The sequence below is a fragment of the Streptococcus sp. CF10-1 genome, from assembly GCF_024295825.1.
Taxonomy (GTDB): Bacteria; Bacillota; Bacilli; order Lactobacillales; family Streptococcaceae; genus Streptococcus.
Genome location: NZ_JANCPQ010000009.1, coordinates 14633 through 33524, shown reverse-complemented (window position 1 = coordinate 33524; position 18892 = coordinate 14633). Strand labels below are relative to the sequence as shown.

At 40.8% G+C, this 18892-nt stretch carries 16 protein-coding genes; 10 read left to right on the top strand and 6 right to left on the bottom strand.

Going from position 1 to position 18892, the window contains the following annotated elements:
• Positions 1–7: 7 nt before the first annotated feature.
• The 4 genes from NMM25_RS09805 to NMM25_RS09790 form a co-directional block, all read right to left on the bottom strand.
• Positions 8–808, bottom strand: a complete 801-nt coding sequence (locus NMM25_RS09805; RefSeq protein ID WP_095726395.1) for a DUF1189 domain-containing protein — start codon at positions 806–808, stop codon at positions 8–10.
• A 179-nt stretch (positions 809–987) separates the two neighbouring features.
• Positions 988–1830, bottom strand: a complete 843-nt coding sequence (locus tag NMM25_RS09800; protein WP_001065641.1) for a sugar ABC transporter permease — start codon at positions 1828–1830, stop codon at positions 988–990.
• 1 nt (position 1831) lies between these two features.
• On the bottom strand, positions 1832–3124 hold the full coding sequence (locus tag NMM25_RS09795; protein WP_254736762.1) for a sugar ABC transporter permease: 1293 nt from the start codon (positions 3122–3124) through the stop codon (positions 1832–1834).
• A 124-nt stretch (positions 3125–3248) separates the two neighbouring features.
• Entirely contained in the window at positions 3249–4529 is a 1281-nt protein-coding gene (locus NMM25_RS09790) for an extracellular solute-binding protein (RefSeq protein WP_254736761.1), read from the bottom strand.
• Positions 4530–5001: 472 nt separating this feature from the next.
• On the opposite strand from NMM25_RS09790, the gene malQ reads away from it, so the two are divergent.
• The 8 genes from malQ (at position 5002) to NMM25_RS09750 (ending at position 12957) form a co-directional block, all read left to right on the top strand.
• The gene (gene malQ / locus NMM25_RS09785; RefSeq protein ID WP_254736760.1) at positions 5002–6522 is read left to right on the top strand and encodes a 4-alpha-glucanotransferase; all 1521 of its coding nucleotides are present in this window, start codon (positions 5002–5004) and stop codon (positions 6520–6522) included.
• Positions 6523–6546: 24 nt separating this feature from the next.
• Positions 6547–8805 carry a glycogen/starch/alpha-glucan family phosphorylase gene (gene glgP, locus NMM25_RS09780; protein ID WP_254736759.1) on the top strand — a complete coding sequence of 753 codons (2259 nt, stop codon included), beginning with the start codon at positions 6547–6549 and terminating at the stop codon, positions 8803–8805.
• 180 nt (positions 8806–8985) lie between these two features.
• Positions 8986–9669, top strand: a complete 684-nt coding sequence (locus NMM25_RS09775) for a hypothetical protein (protein WP_254736758.1) — start codon at positions 8986–8988, stop codon at positions 9667–9669.
• A 57-nt stretch (positions 9670–9726) separates the two neighbouring features.
• Complete coding sequence (locus NMM25_RS09770) at positions 9727–10089, top strand: hypothetical protein (RefSeq protein ID WP_254736757.1); 363 nt, start codon at positions 9727–9729, stop codon at positions 10087–10089.
• Between the two features lie 68 nt (positions 10090–10157).
• Positions 10158–10877, top strand: coding sequence for a hypothetical protein (locus NMM25_RS09765; protein ID WP_254736756.1), 720 nt, complete (start codon positions 10158–10160; stop codon positions 10875–10877).
• Positions 10877–12094 carry a hypothetical protein gene (locus tag NMM25_RS09760; RefSeq protein WP_254736755.1) on the top strand — a complete coding sequence of 406 codons (1218 nt, stop codon included), beginning with the start codon at positions 10877–10879 and terminating at the stop codon, positions 12092–12094. Before NMM25_RS09765 ends, NMM25_RS09760 begins: the two co-directional genes overlap by 1 nt.
• Positions 12087–12491, top strand: a complete 405-nt coding sequence (locus NMM25_RS09755; RefSeq protein ID WP_254736754.1) for a hypothetical protein — start codon at positions 12087–12089, stop codon at positions 12489–12491. The genes NMM25_RS09760 and NMM25_RS09755 overlap by 8 nt, the downstream gene beginning before the upstream one ends.
• A 64-nt stretch (positions 12492–12555) precedes the next feature.
• Complete coding sequence (locus NMM25_RS09750; RefSeq protein ID WP_254736753.1) at positions 12556–12957, top strand: hypothetical protein; 402 nt, start codon at positions 12556–12558, stop codon at positions 12955–12957.
• Between the two features lie 75 nt (positions 12958–13032).
• Here the strand turns inward: NMM25_RS09750 and NMM25_RS09745 are convergent, their stop codons facing one another.
• Complete coding sequence (locus NMM25_RS09745) at positions 13033–13881, bottom strand: putative RNA methyltransferase (protein ID WP_254736752.1); 849 nt, start codon at positions 13879–13881, stop codon at positions 13033–13035.
• Positions 13882–13934: 53 nt separating this feature from the next.
• Complete coding sequence (gene tyrS / locus NMM25_RS09740) at positions 13935–15191, bottom strand: tyrosine--tRNA ligase (RefSeq protein WP_254736751.1); 1257 nt, start codon at positions 15189–15191, stop codon at positions 13935–13937.
• 140 nt (positions 15192–15331) lie between these two features.
• Between tyrS and pbp1b the strand changes: the two genes are divergently transcribed.
• Entirely contained in the window at positions 15332–17833 is a 2502-nt protein-coding gene (gene pbp1b, locus NMM25_RS09735; RefSeq protein ID WP_254736750.1) for a penicillin-binding protein PBP1B, read from the top strand.
• A gap of 77 nt (positions 17834–17910) precedes the next feature.
• Positions 17911–18822 carry a DMT family transporter gene (locus NMM25_RS09730; protein ID WP_254736749.1) on the top strand — a complete coding sequence of 304 codons (912 nt, stop codon included), beginning with the start codon at positions 17911–17913 and terminating at the stop codon, positions 18820–18822.
• Positions 18823–18892: the final 70 nt, after the last annotated feature.

The window sequence follows — 18892 nt, the reverse complement described above, 5'->3', positions numbered from 1 at the left end:
AAATCTCCTATTTATGGTAATCTGGATCACGGAAATGTGTCTTGTAAAAAATAGTGACCAGATAAAGAACAAAAAGAATGTTTTGTACAGTGATAAGGGTTGACATATTTTGGCCAAAAAGTCCCAAAATAAGCGTAATCAGAGTTGGTAATCCTAAACAGTTCAAGATAAAATGATAGCACTCTTTAAAAGTCCTAAATGAAAAGAGGCGTGATTTTTTGGTGATATAAAGGAGAAGACTAGCTCCAAGAGAGACAATGAAGAAATTCAATCCAAAGAGGAAGCTAGCACCAAGAACGAGAAAGAGACTGATATAGACCCGATTTTGTTGGTACCAATCTTTAGAAATGGCCTGGGTTAGATCTTCCTTACTCTGGAAACTCTCCGTTTGAATCGCGTGGTAGCGAATGCGAGTCAGTTCCTTACTTTCCTTACTGATGACGAGTTCTTCTGTATCAAAATGAAGTTGCAAGTCCTTTGGCAATTCTTTGCTTTGGCTCGGGCCAATCAAAAGAGAAGGCTGTTGATTCTTCGTACCTGAGTAGTTCAGCTTTCCATCAACGATTTGTGCATTCTCTGACAAGTCCATGATCGCTTCATCTGTCAGTGGAGTATAGACATTATCGATAAAGGTATCCAGTGGATACGTTTCCTGTGAGCTGTTTTGAATGGCAATCGGAACCATAGACAAACTGATGAGGAAAATGCTCGTAAAGAGAAGCTGAAACCAGTTGAGACCGAAACGTTTTGATAGGGGTTTGCGAAATCCCCAGATACTAGAGAAATACGAGAATGGATATGGAAGCATAGGCATCTTTCTAAAAGTGTTTTCTATATGAGTATTATTATATAGAGAAATGTGCTTTATTTCAAGTCTAGGAAATCAATTATGTATTGAAAGAGGGTTTCAATAAGATTTGTAGAAGGGTGTCCAATCCTGCAGCTTTAGCAACAAGATCCAAAATGAAAAAGGGTGGCGGGGATAGATTATCCCTTGTCGCCACCACTTGTAAGTCCTGAAACAAAGTTCTTTTGTAGGAAGAAGAAGAGAATACAGATTGGAAGAGCGATGAGGATAGCACCTGCTGAGAAGTAGGCGATCTTCATGTTTTTCACATTGCTAACGAAGGTTTGGAGACCAACGGCAACAGTAAAGTATTCTTTCTCACGAAGTAAGAAACTAGAGAGGATATAGTCTCCGAAAGGTCCCATGAAGGCCCAGAGGGCTTGTACCGCCACCATTGGGCGAACGAGTGGAAGGACAATTTGCCAGAAGCGACGGAAGTGTCCTGCACCATCTAGTTTTGCTGATTCATCAAGAGACATTGGCACGGTATCAAAGTAACCTTTCATGAGCCAAGCATTCATCGGAATACCTCCACCGACGTAGAGGAAGATGAGGAACCAGCTATGGTTAAGGGCGTTCAACATAAGTGCCATAACGAAGAAGGCAGTCAAGGCGGCCATGGTTGGTACCATTTGGATAATTAAGAAGAAGACCAAACTTTGCTTACGAGCCAAGAAGTTGTAACGGCTGTAAGCATAACCAGCAAGGACGATGATACTTGTTTGAACAACCATGGTAATCAAGGCGATGATCAAGGTATTGAGGTACCAAGTACCGTACAAGGTTTCAGTAAAGAGTCCTTTAAAGTTATCAAAATTGAAGTCGATGTTAGTATCGAGTTTAAAGGCTGCGACGTTACCTGCTTTAAAGGCTGACATGATGGTAATCAAAAGTGGATAGATAATGACAATTGATAGGCCTATCAAGTAGAGGTAAGTGAGGGTTTGAGTCAGTCTACGTTTGAGTTTGATTGAGTTATTCATCTTAGACGTCCTCCATATCAAATGCGTGTAGTTTCTTGAATGCGATCATAGAGATAGAGATGACAATGATTGAGATAATCAAGGTAACAGCTGCCGCCATTGAGTATTGAGGAGAAGTACCTGTTGTCAAACGGTAAATCCATGAGATCAAAATATCAGTTGAACCTGCTCCACCTCCGACAGTACCAGGACCTCCACCATTGAAGAGGTACATGATAGAGAAGTTGTTAAAGTTGAAGGTGTATTGGCTAATCAAAGTAGGTGCCGCAACAGCCAAGATCATTGGGAAAGTGATGTTGCGGAATTTTTGCCAAGCATTAGCACCATCGATGTAAGCCGCTTCGTAGAGGTCGTTAGGAATAGACTGCAAGATACCCAAGGTCAAAACGTAGATGTATGGGAATCCAAGCCAACCTTGCATCATAATCAAGGCAATTTTTGTCCAAGTTGGGTCTGTTTTCCAAGGGATAAGAGCCCCATCAAGGAAAGGAAGAACCTTAGACAAAAGAGGCAAGACTTGGGTGTTGATAGCACCGACACTATCATTAAACATGTTTGAGAATGTCAAGATAGTGATGAAGGCTGGAACTGCCCAAGGAAGAAGGAAAATAACACCAAAGATACGTTTTCCTTTGATAAATGGTTGGTTGGCAATGATTGCTGTAAAGATACCAATGACGATCTGCAAGGTAGAAGCAGATAAAGCCCAGATAATGGTCCAAGAAAGAACGGCACCAAAGGCAGAACGGAAGGTACTCAAACTCCAGATGTTCGTAAAGTTCGTCAAACCAACCCAGTCCAACAATTTGTTTGGTGGTAGGTGCTGGAAGTCATAGTTGGTAAAGGCAATCATCAAGGTTACGATAACTGGGAAGATAATCGCGAAGGTCATGGCAACGTAAGATGGAATGATCAAGAGGTAAGGGAATCCATTCTCATAAATTCCTTTAATCATGTCCTTGAAGGTACGAGCCACAGGAATACCGTTATTGATACGTTTAGCAGTCGTATGTGCATCCTTGATATTAAAGATGTAAAAGAGCAAGTAAACGACTACAAAGATTAAATGGAAGGCACCACGAATCAGCATAAATAGGGAATTATCACGACCTGGTTTGTCACCAAGAGTGATCAAATTGCTCAATTCAGGGCTTGCAAGTGTTAGAAAATACAGAACAAATAGAACAGTAACACCAAGAAAAATAAATCCTTTAGCTTTTTGTTTGTTATAGATTTGTCCTAAACCAGGAATGATTGACAGCAAGGCTGCTTTGCGAGGCTGTTGTTTTTCCATGATTACTCCTTTCATAGGATGCGAGATAAAACTCGGATTCGATCGTAAGATACGTGCGTATGATAATAGGCGTATCTATAAATTCAAAGGGGGATTTGAATTCCACCCCCCTTGAACAAATTTTTTATTCACCAAATTTTTGTTTGATTGTTTCTTTGATCAATGTTACAGCATCGTTAGCAGCTGTTTTAGCATCTTTTTGACCACTTACAGCTTCAAAGAGCATATTTTTCGCTGGATCCCAAACTGCAGACATTTGAGAGATGTTTGGTAGTGGTTGAGTGTTCTTGAACTGTTTGATAACAGCTGTTGTCAACTCATCGTTTTTACCTTCAGCGTATGAACGAGCCTCAGTATTAGCTGGGACTTCGTTAGTCTTATCATATAATACTTTTTGTTGTTCAGTTGAAACAAGGAAGTCTACAAATTTTTGAGAAGCTTCAAGGTTCTTAACGGCTTGAGGAATGACCCAAGCTTTACCACCACCGAATGCAGTATATTCTTTTCCATTTGGAAGAGTTGGGATAGTCGCAACTCCGTAGTTTACTTTAGCATCTTTAAAGGCTTGAGCTTTCCAAGGTCCGTCGATGATAGCAGCTGTTTTACCTTCTTGGAAATGAGTTTGGATTAAGTTTGGAGCACCTTCAGTATCTTGCATACCTTTAGGCCATTTTTCATACCAAGATTTAGCATAGTTGATAGCTGTAATTGAACCTTCGTTTGCAAGTCCGATATCTTTAGGATCTTTACCGTTTTGACCAAATACGTAACCACCATTACCAGCAAGAAGTCCGTAAGCGTAGTAGAAGTTTGTCCAGTCAGCTAGGAAGGCAGTAGTTTTGCCATCTTCACCAGCAAAGGCATATTTGCTATCTTTAGCAAGGTTTTCTAAGTCAGCAAAAGTTTTTGGAGCTTCTTTTATCAAGTCTTTGTTGTAGTACATAACGAGTGACTCGATAACGGCAGGAGCACCGTAAACTTTACCATTAGCAGACGTTACAAGAGATTTAGTTGTGTCGTCTGTTTTAGCACCATCGCTCAATTTCACTTCTGAAAGTTGTCCGTCAGAACCCAGGCTACCCACACGATCGTATGGTGCCATCATAACATCAGGGACATTACCAGATTGGTTGTCAAGGGAAAGTTTATCAAGACCTCCTAGGGCATCACCAGTTTTAACAGTAACTTTTACTCCAGAATCTTTTTCATAAGCTTTAGCAACCTCTTCAATATAGCTCTTGTATCCCTCGTCTACATATACAGTGAGTTCTTTTGCTTCCATTGCTTCAGATGAGCTAGCATCAGTAGCTTTATCAGCAGTTTTGCTTCCGCAAGCTACTAAGAGCAAGCTAGCGAGAGTAGCAGTTCCGAGCACAGCAGCGCTCTTCATGAATTTAGATGACATAGTGTATTCCTCCTAAAGAATAACAGTATAATTTATTTAGAAAACGCAAACGTTTTCTTTTATGAGCCTATTATAGCACAAATAGAAAACGGTTGCAAGCTTTTTTCAAAAGTTTTTTAAAAAAATTTTAAGGTTTCAAACATTTGTTAAAGCCCTTATATAGGAAAGATCTTAAAATAAATGTTTTTTTTGAATTAAAAATATATTAGGAAAACGATTGCGTAAATTCGGCTCGGTTTTCAGAAAATAGAGCAGATATTAAGAATGAGTTACCTTAAATCAGAAAATCTTTAAAATTTTTTCGCTTATTTCATAAAATATCAGTGGGAACAAGTTTTGTTTGATTAAAATAATTCAAAAAAATTTTTTAAAACCGCTTGCATTTGTTTTTGAAATGCGTTATACTTAAATCAACGCAAACGTTTGCGCCTTGATTGCGCAACGTTTTATAACAAACACATGAGGTGCTATTATGAAAAAACGTCAAAGTGGTGTGTTGATGCACATCTCTTCTCTGCCAGGAGCATACGGGATTGGATCATTTGGCCAAACTGCCTATGATTTCGTTGATTTCTTGGTTCGTACGAAGCAACGTTACTGGCAAATCCTCCCTCTCGGGACAACAAGCTATGGAGATTCTCCATACCAATCATTCTCGGCCTTTGCTGGAAATACGCATTTTATCGACCTTGATATTTTGGTAGAGCAAGGCTTGCTCGAAGCCAGTGATCTTAAAGGTGTTGACTTTGGTAGCGATGCATCTGAAGTTGATTATGCGAAGATTTACTACGCACGTCGTCCGCTTTTAGAAAAAGCAGTTAAACGCTTCTTGGAAGTGGGAGATGTCAAAGATTTTGAGAAGTTTGCTAAAGACAACCAATCATGGCTTGAACTCTTCGCTGAGTATATGGCGATCAAAGAGCATTTTGACAATCTTGCTTGGACAGAATGGCCAGATGCAGATGCTCGTGCCCGTAAAGCTTCAGCGCTTGAAAGCTACCGTGAGAAATTGGCAGACAAGTTGGTTTACCACCGTGTGACTCAATACTTCTTCTTCCAACAATGGTTGAAATTGAAAGCTTACGCTAACGATAACCACATCGAAATCGTTGGGGACATGCCTATCTACGTAGCGGAAGATTCAAGCGACATGTGGGCAAATCCACACCTCTTCAAGACAGATGCCAATGGTAAAGCAACTTGCATTGCAGGATGCCCACCAGATGAGTTTTCTGCAACTGGTCAGCTTTGGGGCAACCCAATCTATGACTGGGAAGCAATGGACAAAGACGGTTACAAATGGTGGATTGAACGCTTGCGCGAAAGCTTCAAAATCTACGATATCGTTCGTATCGACCACTTCCGCGGTTTCGAATCTTACTGGGAAATTCCTGCTGGTTCCGATACAGCAGCACCTGGTAAATGGGTGAAAGGTCCAGGGTACAAACTCTTCGCAGCCGTTAAGGAAGAGCTTGGTGAGCTAAACATCATCGCAGAAGACCTTGGTTTCATGACAGATGAAGTCATCGAGTTGCGTGAACGCACTGGCTTCCCAGGAATGAAGATTCTTCAATTCGCCTTCAATCCAGAAGACGAAAGTATCGATAGCCCACACTTGGCACCTGCCAACTCTGTTATGTACACAGGAACACACGACAACAATACGGTCCTTGGTTGGTACCGTAATGAGATTGACGATCCAACTCGTGAATACATGGCTCGTTACACGAACCGTAAAGAGTACGAAACAGTGCCACACGCAATGCTTCGCACAGTCTTTTCATCTGTTAGCTTCATGGCTATTGCAACCATGCAAGACTTGCTAGAGCTAGATGAGTCAGCTCGTATGAACTTCCCATCTACTCTTGGTGGGAACTGGTCATGGCGCATGACAGCAGATCAATTGACACCAGCTGTTGAAGAAACTTTGCTTGACTTGACTACAATTTATCGCCGAATCAATGAAAATTTGGTAGAATTAAAGAAAAAATAAGACAATATCAGGAGACACATAAACATGTTACCATTAAACGAATTTGTACAAAAACGTTACAATAAAACCATTGCAGAATGTAGCAATGAAGAGCTTTACCTTGCTCTTCTTAACTACAGCAAACTTGCAAGCAGCCAAAAACCAGTCAACACTGGTAAGAAAAAAGTTTACTACATCTCAGCTGAGTTCTTGATCGGTAAACTCTTGTCAAATAACTTGATTAACCTTGGTCTTTACGACGATGTGAAAAAAGAACTTGCAGCTGCAGGTAAAGAGTTGATCGAAATCGAAGAAGTAGAATTGGAACCATCACTTGGTAACGGTGGTTTGGGACGTTTGGCAGCCTGCTTTATCGACTCAATCGCTACACTTGGTTTGAATGGTGATGGTGTTGGTTTGAACTACCACTTTGGTCTTTTCCAACAAGTTCTTAAAAACAACCAACAAGAAACGATTCCTAACGCTTGGTTGACAGAGCAAAACTGGTTGGTACGCTCAAGCCGTAGCTACCAAGTGCCATTTGCACACTTCACATTGACATCTACTCTTTACGATATCGATGTACCTGGTTACAAGACAGCTACTAAAAACCGCTTGCGTTTGTTTGACTTGGATTCAGTTGATTCTTCTATCATCGAAGATGGTATCAACTTTGACAAGACAGATATCGCTCGCAACTTGACTCTCTTCCTTTACCCAGATGATAGCGACAAGCAAGGTGAATTGCTCCGTATCTTCCAACAATACTTCATGGTGTCAAACGGTGCGCAATTGATCATTGACGAAGCAATCGAAAAAGGAAGCAACTTGCATGACCTTGCAGACTACGCAGTTGTACAAATCAACGATACTCACCCATCAATGGTGATTCCTGAATTGATCCGTCTTTTGACTGCGCGTGGTATCGAACTTGATGAAGCAATCTCTATCGTTCGTAGCATGACTGCCTACACTAACCACACAATCCTTGCTGAAGCCCTTGAAAAATGGCCTCTTGAATTCTTGCAAGAAGTGGTTCCTCACTTGGTACCAATCATCGAAGAATTGGACCGTCGTGTGAAAGCAGAATACAAAGACCCAGCTGTTCAAATCATTGATGAAAACGACCGTGTACACATGGCTCACATGGATATCCACTACGGATACAGTGTTAACGGGGTAGCAGCACTCCACACTGAGATCTTGAAGAATTCAGAGTTGAAAGCTTTCTACGACATCTACCCAGAAAAATTCAACAACAAAACAAACGGTATCACATTCCGTCGTTGGCTCATGCATGCCAACCCAAGACTGTCTCACTACTTGGATGAGATTATTGGTGAGGGTTGGCACCATGAAGCAGATGAGCTTGAAAAACTCTTGTCATACGAAGACAAGGCTGCTGTTAAAGAAAAATTGGAAAGCATCAAAGCTCACAATAAACGTAAATTGGCTCGTCACTTGAAAGAACACCAAGGTGTGGAAATCAATACAAACTCTATCTTTGATATCCAGATCAAACGTCTTCACGAGTACAAACGCCAACAAATGAACGCTTTGTATGTCATCCACAAATACCTTGATATCAAGGCTGGTAACATCCCTGCTCGTCCAATCACAGTATTCTTTGGTGGTAAAGCAGCACCTGCCTACACAATTGCTCAAGATATCATTCACTTGATCCTTTGCTTGTCAGAAGTGATTGCAAACGACCCAGCTGTAGCTCCACACTTGCAAGTCGTAATGGTTGAAAACTACAACGTTACTGCAGCAAGCTTCCTCATCCCAGCATGTGACATCTCAGAACAAATCTCACTTGCTTCTAAAGAAGCTTCAGGTACTGGTAACATGAAATTCATGTTGAACGGAGCTTTGACTCTTGGTACTATGGACGGAGCTAACGTGGAAATCGCTGAATTGGTTGGCGACGAAAATATCTACATCTTCGGTGAAGATTCTGAAACTGTTATCGACCTTTACGCAAAAGCAGCATACAAATCAAGCGAATTCTATGCTCGTGAAGCTATCAAACCATTGGTTGACTTCATCGTGAGTGATGCTGTTCTTGCAGTAGGTAAGAAAGAGCGCTTGGAACGCCTTTACAACGAATTGATCAACAAAGACTGGTTCATGACTCTCCTTGACTTGGAAGACTACATCAAAGTCAAAGAGCAAATGCTTGCTGACTACGAAGACCGTGACGCATGGTTGGATAAAGTCATCGTTAACATTGCCAAAGCAGGATTCTTCTCATCTGACCGTACAATCGCTCAGTACAACGAAGATATCTGGCACTTGAACTAAGATTCTTTGCATTAGATTATAAAAAACGCATCTAAAAAGATGCGTTTTTTGTTTTTAGCTATAAACGATTTGAGACTTTAATAGAAATTTGTTCATCCCGTTAAAATGCTAGCACAACAGAGGAAAAACAGGTATACTATTGTTAATTAGACTGAATCGGATAAAGAAGAGGGGTAATTTATGATGAAAAAACTAGCACTCACAGTGGTACTTTTGGGAATAATGCTGTTGACATTGACAGGTTGTTTTGGAAAAAGTAGCCGAAGATTTATTGAAGGAAAGGCTGCGGAATTAAGCAAGGTCTATCCAACGGAGAATCTGGAAGATTTGTTTGAGAAGTTTCCGGATGGGTTTCAGATTACCTCAAAGGATTTATACGAATATGAAGAAAGTGGGTACAAGCTCCAATCAATCAGTTTAAATGGAAATTCTCAAACTAGACAGATTTCAGGTACAATATCAGAGAAGCAAGTTAGTTTTGATCAAGATGAGAAGCGTAGTGAAAGGTTTGTATATAAGGGTGAAGTCATTTATCAAGATGGTAAAATTCAATTAAAAGATCCAACAGCGAATATCAAAATAAAAAGCCCAACATTACTGCTCCAAGAATTTACGATTAATAAAGACAGTCTATCCAAATTAAAAATGGGAGGAAAAGGTTATAGCTATGAAACTGGGAGTGCAGACATTGACTATACTCTATCGGATCCTATTTTAAACACCTACATGGGAGTGGAGCAGGATAAAGAATTAAAAATGATTATTTATATTATGCATGAGACGGTTGAAAGCAAGGCTTATAGCTATACTTTAGATATTAAAGATGGTCATAACTCTCATACAGAATTAATTGAAGGTTACTAAAGTTATATTTCTGCTAAAGTAATAAATTTGTGTAAAGAAGCACTACGAGGTAAAAATATGAGTGAAAAAACACCGCCAGTTATTCTAGATGGGACGAATCCAACACTTGATGCTTCGGATTTGTCTTATGAATTTGAAAAAGCTAGGATTAAGGGAGCAACAGATAGAGAGGTATTGGATAAGTATTCTGATACCGAAAATAAAATCATGCCCGAGAATTTTCAGTATCTATCCAGTTTCCGTGATCCTGATACAGGGACGAGTGGGGTTGCCTTTAGAGATAAGCCAAGTGGAAAAACCATCATTGCCTATACAGGAACCAACCCTAATAGTGACTTTTACAATGACGCGATCAAGACCGATGGTGTTAGTATCGCCTTTGGGACGGGGCATTATTTGAATCATTTGATTGGTACTTAGATTGAATCAGAAGCTTAAAACTGGTATAATGAAGTGACCATCTTGGATTCTGAGAGGAGGAGCAATCCATGTTTAAAAAAATTGCAATGATGATGTTAGTAGGAGGGTTTGGAATGATGGTGTTAGCTGGATGTAGTCTAAAGAGTAGTCGACAATTTATTGAAGGAAAGGCCGCTGAGCTCAGCAAGGTTTATCCGACGGAGAATCTGGAAGATTTGTTTGAAAAGTTTCCGGATGGGTTTCAGATTATTAGTACTGAATCTAGACAAGAAACAGAGGATAGCCCTTCGATTAGTTTTGAAATAACCTTGAATGGAAGCCCATATAATAAGGAAATAACAGGAGAATTGGTTAAACGAAGTTCGACAACGGATTCAAAAGGTCATTTACAAGAAGAAGTTTTAGTTCAAGAAAAAGTGTACTATAAAAACGGAAGTCTTCATCTAGCGAGTAATAGTGATGAAAAAATTATGAACTTAAAACACCCCAAATTATTAGTACAGTTGTTCACAATTTCAAAAGAAGAGTTAAAAAAATTGAAAGTAAAACAAAAATCATATAGTCCTGAAACTGGTTCAGCAACTATTACTTATCAATTGAACAATAAAATGGTGGAACAGTATATGGGGTTGAATGGTGGTAATGATTTAGATATGTCAGTAAATATTTTTTATGAGACAATTCATAAAAATGACTTTGGTTACTCATTGGAATTTCGTGATAAGAATGATTACTACTATTCATATTATTCTGAAGTTATTTTAGAGAAGAAAAACGAGGAGGAATGATGGCTCTTAAAATTTTGGATGGGAGTAACCCAACGCTAGATGCTTCTCAATTAAGCTATGAATTTGAAAAAGCTAGAATCAAAGGGGTCGAAGGGACAAAAAATTTATTAAGAGAATATTCGAAGCAAGAAAATGTTGTAATGCCCGAGAATTTCACATATCTATCCAGCTTTCGTGATCCTGATACAGGGACGAGTGGGGTTGCCTTTAAAGATAAGTCAAGTGGAAAGACCATCATTGCTTTTACAGGAACCAACCCTGATAGTGACTTAGTAAACGACGCGATCAAGACCGATGGGCTTAGTATCGCCTTTGGTACGGGGCATCACTATGATTCGGCTTATCAGTTTTATGAGGATGTTCTAAAAAAGAACGGCTTAAATCCAGAAGATGTTATCTTGACAGGCCACTCCTTGGGTGGGAATGTCGCTCAGCGTGTCGCACTCAAATACAACGCTCCGGAAACCATCGTCTACAATGCTGCGCCTCTCTATATCCCTGCTGGCCTGAGTATTTTTTCTGCTAAAAATATAGCAGCGATAGAGAGTGACAAGGCTAGTTTTACGGGAAACATCACACGTATTACGACAAAGCAAGACCCTCTGAATAATATATCTGATCTGGTTGGTGGAGTTTATGTAGGGAAAGAGTATGTCATTCCCGATTCAGGCGGTCACATGATGGAGGATTTGCGGGCAGTCGCTGGTGATATCAAGTATACGATTGCGATGGATAACATGAAAAGAAATACGGATCAAGGCCTAAAACGTGTGCAGAGCAAGAAAGATCGCTTTAAAGTCAATGACATCGGTACGGCTTCTCCAAATGGCTTGTCCAAGGCAGAACTCATCGCGCTGGACTCAGAGCAGGCTCTGGTTGTTGCTAGCGGATTGTCGACTACTTCTAATGCAACGGTTGATTTGATAGGTGCAAAAGGGACAAGTGCAGTCGATAAGGCTCTGACCGTGTATAAAAGCCTCGGAGATGTACCATTCGGTTTTCTCCTATCCTCAGATGAAGTTCGAGAAACTTACAATGAAAGCAATATCAACTATGGAACTATTGTTGAAGCGGTAGATAGTCATTGTCGAACTGTTAAAAAGACCGCGAAGACGGTAGCTACTTCATTTGCAAGTTTAGAGACAAAGATTAAGTCAGGAATTGAACAAACCGTTCAGAAAGATACAGAATTACAAGGATTAATTGCCCATGGATAAGTGGAGTAAGATTAGATCTAAATTAGTGGACGCTCAAGAAGAACTTTACAAGATAGACGATGAATATCGGCAATCAAAGAATGAGTTGGATACTAAGTGGAATTTTTTGGGAGATTTTTATAGAGGTTTAAACCAAAGATTTGATGAAAAGCATTCTATTATTTTATCAGCTTATTCAAAAATACCGGATGCGACTGAGGATATGTTGGATGCTGCAGTGGAGACTATTCGCCGATATAGGATGGTGAATGAAGAGGAGTTTAAAACTCGGCAACGCGAACTAGAAAGAAAATATGACGACTTAGAAGATAGCTATAAGAAAAAGTCTAGAAAGCAAGAGGCAGTTATTGAGCAACTTTCTAGTGAACTAAGGTTATGTCAGTCAGATGAAAAATAGGAGGGAAACGGATGGGATTATTTGAAGTGTCGGTACTGGAATTTATGACTTCGCTTCAGATAGAATGGACAACATCAATAAAAAAATTTCTGATATCAATGATTTTGCTAGGGAGCATATTCCAGGTGTGAGAGAAGTAGAGGGTGCTATACACGGAGCTTATGACTGGGGAATGGATCAGTTACGCTCTTTTGAAGCTTATAGTAAAATTGAGAAGGAATTAGAAAAAAACATCATAAGAACCTTGTATGTGCCAGCTAAAAAACGGGCTACGGTTCGGATTATTCAGAAATTTGACAAAGAAGCGAAGGAAATAGGTACAAATACAAAGAAAGAGATTAATTTTGTTAATAATCAAATTGATGCAGAGATAAAAGGAGAGTTTTCAAACGCTATTCAAGATACAGTTAGTAAAGAAAATCTCAAGTGGGATCAGTTGGTTGCAAGTGAAAATGGGGAAAGTTAACTCGCTGTTTTTTTACAAAAATCAAACCCGCACCTCAATCAAGGGTGCGGGTTTTGTCTTATCTAAAAGTTTTATTTACCGTGCTTTCCCAACCAGAATCTCTGATTCAATGGTAATCTCTGTCAGTTGGCTCCAGTCAATCTTGGTATGATCAACGTGAAAGAGTAAGGGTGTCATGGCAAGCAGGGCTTGGCGTTGCTCTGCTGTGATATGCTTTGTTAGGGAAGCTATTTGGCTAGATTGGATGCTGAAGTGTTCCTGGAAATGTTCCTTGATATCTTGATTAGAATAGTCCTTCTTTGTCAGCTGGTCCTGCACCATTTGACGGATTTCTTTGAGGTGATTTTCAGTTGGGATGACCTTGATTAAAATACCGTCTTTGGATAAAACGCGGCGAAATTCACCATAGTTGGCAGGCGAAAAGATATCAAGCAGGATATCCATGCTAGCGTCTTTTATAGGAAGGCGAGCTAGGTCACCGACAAACCAGTTGACCGCCCAGTTGGGTTCGCTCTTGGCAGCGATTTGAACGGAATCTTTTGAAATATCAAAGGCATAGAAGGTTTTGTCAGAATGACTTTCTTGGAGTTTACGAGAATAAAAACCTTCGCCACAACCGATATCCAAGATAGTTTTGGCAGTTTCTAGTCTTGCAAGCAGGTCTGAGATGGTTTCTAAGATAGCCTGATAAAAGCCAGCTTCTAGGATTTCTTGGCGGTTCTGGAAGTTTTCCTTGTCGTAGTTGGCAGATTGCTTGATTTGAGGAGCTAGATTGACATAGCCGAATTTTGCCAAGTCAAAAGAATGGCGGTTGTTGCACTTGAGACTGGTTTCGATCAAGGTTAGATTTTCTTGACAGATAGGGCAGGCAAAGGCGCTAGCAACAGCAAAGCGCTGGAGTTTGGGTTTAAGGTTTGTATTCATAGTTTTAGTCTAGCAAAAAAAGGACTGGATGGCAAATGCCTCCAGTCTTCTTTTTAATATGTAAGGACGAAGTATTTTTTCTTACCACGGCGGATAACAGTGAGTTCGTTCTCAAGCTTATCTGAGTCACTCAAGACATAGTCAAGGTCTTGGATGCGGTCGCCATTGATGTAGATGGCACCGTTTTGGACGTCTTCACGGGCTTGGCGTTTTGAGTTAACCACGCCAGAAGATACAAGAAGTTCAACGATGTTGTGATTTTCGTCTGCTTGTACTTGGTAGTTTGGCACTCCACGAAGTCCTTGTTTGAGTTCTTTGACAGAAAGGTTTTTGATGTTTCCAGCAAAGAGTTGCTCAGTGATGTTGAGGGCTTCTTTGTAAGCTTCTTCTCCGTGGACAAGAGTCACGACTTCACGAGCGAGGACTTTTTGAGCCAAGCGTTCGTGTGGTGCTGCTTCGAATTGTTTGCGGATGTCTTCAATCTCGTCTAATGACAAGAAAGTAAAAATCTTCAAGAAGCGAACAGCGTCAGCATCCATGACATTCATCCAGAATTGGTACATTTCGTATGGAGAAGTCTTTTCAGGGTTGAGCCAAACAGCATTTCCTTCAGACTTACCAAATTTCTTACCAGTCGCATCTGTGATGAGTGGCACAGTGATCACGTGACCAGTCTTGTCAGCCTTACGACGAAGCAATTCGGTACCTGCAGTCATATTTCCCCATTGGTCAGAACCACCGATTTGAAGGGTTACATTGTGCTCTTGGTTAAGGACGTAGAAGTCATACCCTTGCATGATTTGGTAGGCAAACTCAGTGTAAGAAATCCCTGTCTCGATCCGTTTCTTCACAGACTCCTTGCTCATCATGTAGTTGACAGTGAAGTATTTTCCGATATCACGGAGGAAGTCAATGAAGCTGATGCTGCCAAACCAGTCGTAGTTGTTGACCATGACAGCTTTGTTTTCCCCATTTTCAAAGTCAAGAAAACGAGAAAGTTGTCCTTGGATAGACTTGACCCAGCCATCTACTGTGTCTTTTGTTTGGAGACTACGCTCAGCATCTTTGAAGGACGGATCTCCGATGAGACCTGTAGCACCGCCAACGAGCGCATAAGGTTTGTGACCTGCTAATTGCAAACGACGACTGGTCAAGATTGCGACAAGGTGACCTAGGTGAAGGCTGTCAGCAGTTGGGTCGTAGCCAGTATAATAAGAAACTTGACCTTCTTCTAGGGCTTTACGCAAAGCTTCTTCATCAGTCGTTTGAAAAATCAAACCACGCTCTTTTAGCTCATCAAAAATGTGCATATGTCTTTTCTCCTTTTTAAAATATTGTTTCTACCTATTGTATCACAAACTTGGGCAATAGCCTAGTAGAATAGGGAAGAAAGTGGCTATTTTATTGAAAGTTTCCCTTTTATGGTATAATAGAGAAAGTGAGGACATTCATGAAAAAAAGAATTGATGAATTAAAAACAAAAATGCTGCATTTTTTCCAGAAACTAACTGCCAAATGGAAGAAAAAACAAGCAAGTAAAAATACTGATAAGAAAGTAGCTTCTTCTAACAAACTCAAAAGGGTAGGATCCATTCTTGCTAAGATTTTGAGTGCTTTTAAAGTGACCTTCAACACTCTATTTATCTTAGCCTTTATCGGAGGTCTTTTGGGAGCGGGTGTGGCCATGGGCTATGGGGTTGCACTATTTGACAAGGCCAAGGTGCCTCAAACAGAGGAATTGGTCAAACAAGTGAAGGATATTGCCTCTATCTCAGAAATTACCTATGCTGACGGAAGTACCATCGCTTCAATTGAAGGAGATTTATTGCGCACATCAGTCGCTTCGGAGGCTATCTCAGATAATCTCAAGAAGGCTATCATTGCGACAGAGGACGAGCATTTCAATGAGCATAAGGGAGTTGTGCCTAAGGCCGTTATTCGTGCGACTCTGGGAACCTTTGTCGGTTTGGGATCGTCTAGTGGTGGTTCGACCTTGACGCAGCAGGTCATCAAGCAGCAAGTGGTGGGGGATGCTCCCACTCTGGCTCGTAAGGCCAAAGAAATTATTGATGCCTTGGCTTTAGAACGGGCCATGGGCAAGGATGAGATTTTAACAACCTACCTTAATATTGCTCCTTTTGGACGCAATCACAAGGGCCAAAATATTGCAGGTGCCCAGCAGGCTGCAGAGGGAATTTTTGGAGTCAATGCATCGGATTTGACAATACCTCAAGCTGCCTTTATCGCAGGTTTGCCCCAGAGTCCAATCAGTTATTCTCCTTATGAATCTGATGGTAGCATGAAGAGTGATGAGGACATGGCTTTGGGAATTAAGCGTGCCAAGGATGTCCTCTACAACATGTACCGGACAGGAGCTCTAAGTCGGGAAGACTACGATAAGTACAAAGATTATGACTTTAAGAAAGACTTCTTACCATCCGGTAGTGTTAGTGGTACTTCGCGTGACTATCTCTACTATGCAACCTTGGCAGAAGCTACTGATCGTATGTACGACTACCTCGTCCAACGAGATAATGTTTCTGCGCAAGAATTAAAGAATGAGTCCATTCAGAAATCCTATCGTGATTTAGCCACTAAGGAAATTGAAAATGGTGGATATAAGATTACGACAACTATCAATAAAAATGTTCATGCTGCGATGCAAAATGCGGTTGCGACCTACGGCTATTTGCTAGATGATTCGACAGGCCAGCCTGAGGTGGGGAATGTCCTCATGGACAACCAAACGGGAGCTATCCTTGGATTTGTTGGTGGTCGTAATTATCAAGAAAATCAGAACAATCACGCTATCGATACTAAGCGTTCTCCAGCTTCAACCACGAAACCTATATTGGCCTATGGTATCGCTATTGACCAAGGTTTGATGGGAAGTGCAAGTATCTTGTCAAACTATCCAACCAACTTTTCAAACGGTAATCCCATCATGCATGTCAATAGTCCTGGTACCGGCATGATGACATTGGGAGAAGCCCTTAACTACTCATGGAATATCCCAGCCTACTGGACTTATCGTACGCTTCGAGAGAAGGGTGTTGATGTCAAAGGCTATATGGAAAAAATGGGTTACGAAATCCCAGAATATGGGATTGAAAGTTTACCGATGGGTGGGGGGATTGACGTTACAGTTGCCCAGCATACCAACGGGTATCAAACTCTGGCCAACAACGGAGTTTACCATAAGAAACATATGATCACGAAGATCGAGTCAACGGATGGTCGAGTGGTATACGAGCACAAGGATGAGCCTGTCCAAGTTTATTCAAAAGCGACAGCAACCATCATGCAAAGTCTCCTTCGGGATGTCATTTCATCTCGGATTACTTCTAGCTTCCAGACCGACTTGGCTTCTATCAATCCAGGTCTTGCTCGTGCTGACTGGATCGGAAAAACTGGTACGACTAATGAAGATGAAAATATGTGGCTCATGCTTTCGACACCTAGATTAACTCTAGGTGGATGGATTGGGCATGATAATAATCATTCACTATCACGTGGAGCTGGTTATTCCAATAACTCTAATTATATGGCTCACTTGGTCAATGCTATCCAGGAAGCCGAGCCTGGAATATGGGGAAATGATCGCTTTAATCTTGACCCAAGTGTGACTAAGTCACAAGTTCTTCGTTCTACAGGACAAAAACCGGGTAAGGTTTCCATCAATGGAAAAGAAATAGAAGTTTCTGGATCAACAGTAACGAGCTACTGGGCTACTAAAGAAGGTGCCCCAGTGACCACCTATCGCTTTGCTATTGGAGGAAGCGATGCAGATTATCTGAACGCATGGAAGAATATTCTAGGAAGCATTCCAGCAGTGACTCCTCCAAGTTCAAGCAGTGGACCCGGATCAAGTTCAAGCAGTAGCTCAGGGGCAAATTCGAACAACAACACTCAAAGTGGTTCGTCAGGACGTTCACGTCTATTTAATCGTTAAGAAAGAGTAGTAGCAAGGTTAGTAATTTCTCCTTGTTGCTACTTTTTTCTTTGTTGGTTTCGTGTTACAATAATAATATGAATCATTATCAGAAAAAGATTGTTAAGGAAACAGTATACTCGCTACTCTCAGGCCTAATCTGGGGGATTTGTGGAATTTTAGGAGAGTATTTTTTCACTCATTATCCAGTGTCTTCTGGATGGATTACTTCTATGCGTTTACTAGTGGCGGGGAGTTTGGTTTTAGGTTTATCTGCTTTTCAGTTGCGTAGCCGCTTGTTGGACATCTGGCGTGATAAGAAAAATTATCTACCTTTCTTAGCCTATGCTATTCTAGGTATTTTTTCTGTGCAGTTTTTCTTTTACCTCTGTGTTGAGTATTCCAATGCGACGACGGCGACCATTTTGCAATTTATCAGCCCTGTTTTTATCCTGTTTTACAATCGAATCATTTACCAAAAGAAAGCTTCGATTACAGCTGTTTTCTATGTTTTGATTGCCATGCTAGGTGTTTTTTTGATGGCTACAAAAGGGGATTTGTCCCAGTTATCCATGACACCTTTGGCTCTAGTAACAGGTTTGCTCAGTGCAGTAGGGGTCATGTTTAATGTTATCCTTCCTCAGCGTTTTGCACGGCGCTACGGATTTGTTCCGACTGTTGGTTGGGGGATGATTCTGGCAGGGCTCTTTAGTAATTTCCTTTACCCTATTTATCAGATAAGTTTTCAAGTGGATCTGGTAAGTGTGCTGATTTGTCTAACGATTGCTGTGTTTGGAACTGCTTTTGCTTTCTTCCTATCTATGAAGGCTGTGTCACTCGTTTCCCCGCTGGTTGTATCGGTGGTGAGTGCTAGCGAACCGCTCTCTTCAGCTTTATTAAGTGTTCTTTTTTTGGGATTGGTCATGGATGGTTTTTTGGCCTTAGCTATGGTGTTGATTATCGTTCCGATGATTTTTTTATCTGTAGAAGAAGCAAAACAAGCCCAGTAAAGATGATTATTTGATAGTTGAGGCTTCAAATTTGAAGCCTTTTTTGGTAGAATAGGTATCATTATAACGA

Coding starts and splice junctions, on each gene's coding strand:
- NMM25_RS09805 (WP_095726395.1), bottom strand. CDS start 808: ATGCTTCCATATCCATTCTCGTATTTCTCTAGTATCTGGGGATTTCGC.
- NMM25_RS09800 (WP_001065641.1), bottom strand. CDS start 1,830: ATGAATAACTCAATCAAACTCAAACGTAGACTGACTCAAACCCTCACT.
- NMM25_RS09795 (WP_254736762.1), bottom strand. CDS start 3,124: ATGGAAAAACAACAGCCTCGCAAAGCAGCCTTGCTGTCAATCATTCCT.
- NMM25_RS09790 (WP_254736761.1), bottom strand. CDS start 4,529: ATGTCATCTAAATTCATGAAGAGCGCTGCTGTGCTCGGAACTGCTACT.
- malQ (WP_254736760.1), top strand. CDS start 5,002: ATGAAAAAACGTCAAAGTGGTGTGTTGATGCACATCTCTTCTCTGCCA.
- glgP (WP_254736759.1), top strand. CDS start 6,547: ATGTTACCATTAAACGAATTTGTACAAAAACGTTACAATAAAACCATT.
- NMM25_RS09775 (WP_254736758.1), top strand. CDS start 8,986: ATGATGAAAAAACTAGCACTCACAGTGGTACTTTTGGGAATAATGCTG.
- NMM25_RS09770 (WP_254736757.1), top strand. CDS start 9,727: ATGAGTGAAAAAACACCGCCAGTTATTCTAGATGGGACGAATCCAACA.
- NMM25_RS09765 (WP_254736756.1), top strand. CDS start 10,158: ATGTTTAAAAAAATTGCAATGATGATGTTAGTAGGAGGGTTTGGAATG.
- NMM25_RS09760 (WP_254736755.1), top strand. CDS start 10,877: ATGGCTCTTAAAATTTTGGATGGGAGTAACCCAACGCTAGATGCTTCT.
- NMM25_RS09755 (WP_254736754.1), top strand. CDS start 12,087: ATGGATAAGTGGAGTAAGATTAGATCTAAATTAGTGGACGCTCAAGAA.
- NMM25_RS09750 (WP_254736753.1), top strand. CDS start 12,556: ATGGACAACATCAATAAAAAAATTTCTGATATCAATGATTTTGCTAGG.
- NMM25_RS09745 (WP_254736752.1), bottom strand. CDS start 13,881: ATGAATACAAACCTTAAACCCAAACTCCAGCGCTTTGCTGTTGCTAGC.
- tyrS (WP_254736751.1), bottom strand. CDS start 15,191: ATGCACATTTTTGATGAGCTAAAAGAGCGTGGTTTGATTTTTCAAACG.
- pbp1b (WP_254736750.1), top strand. CDS start 15,332: ATGAAAAAAAGAATTGATGAATTAAAAACAAAAATGCTGCATTTTTTC.
- NMM25_RS09730 (WP_254736749.1), top strand. CDS start 17,911: ATGAATCATTATCAGAAAAAGATTGTTAAGGAAACAGTATACTCGCTA.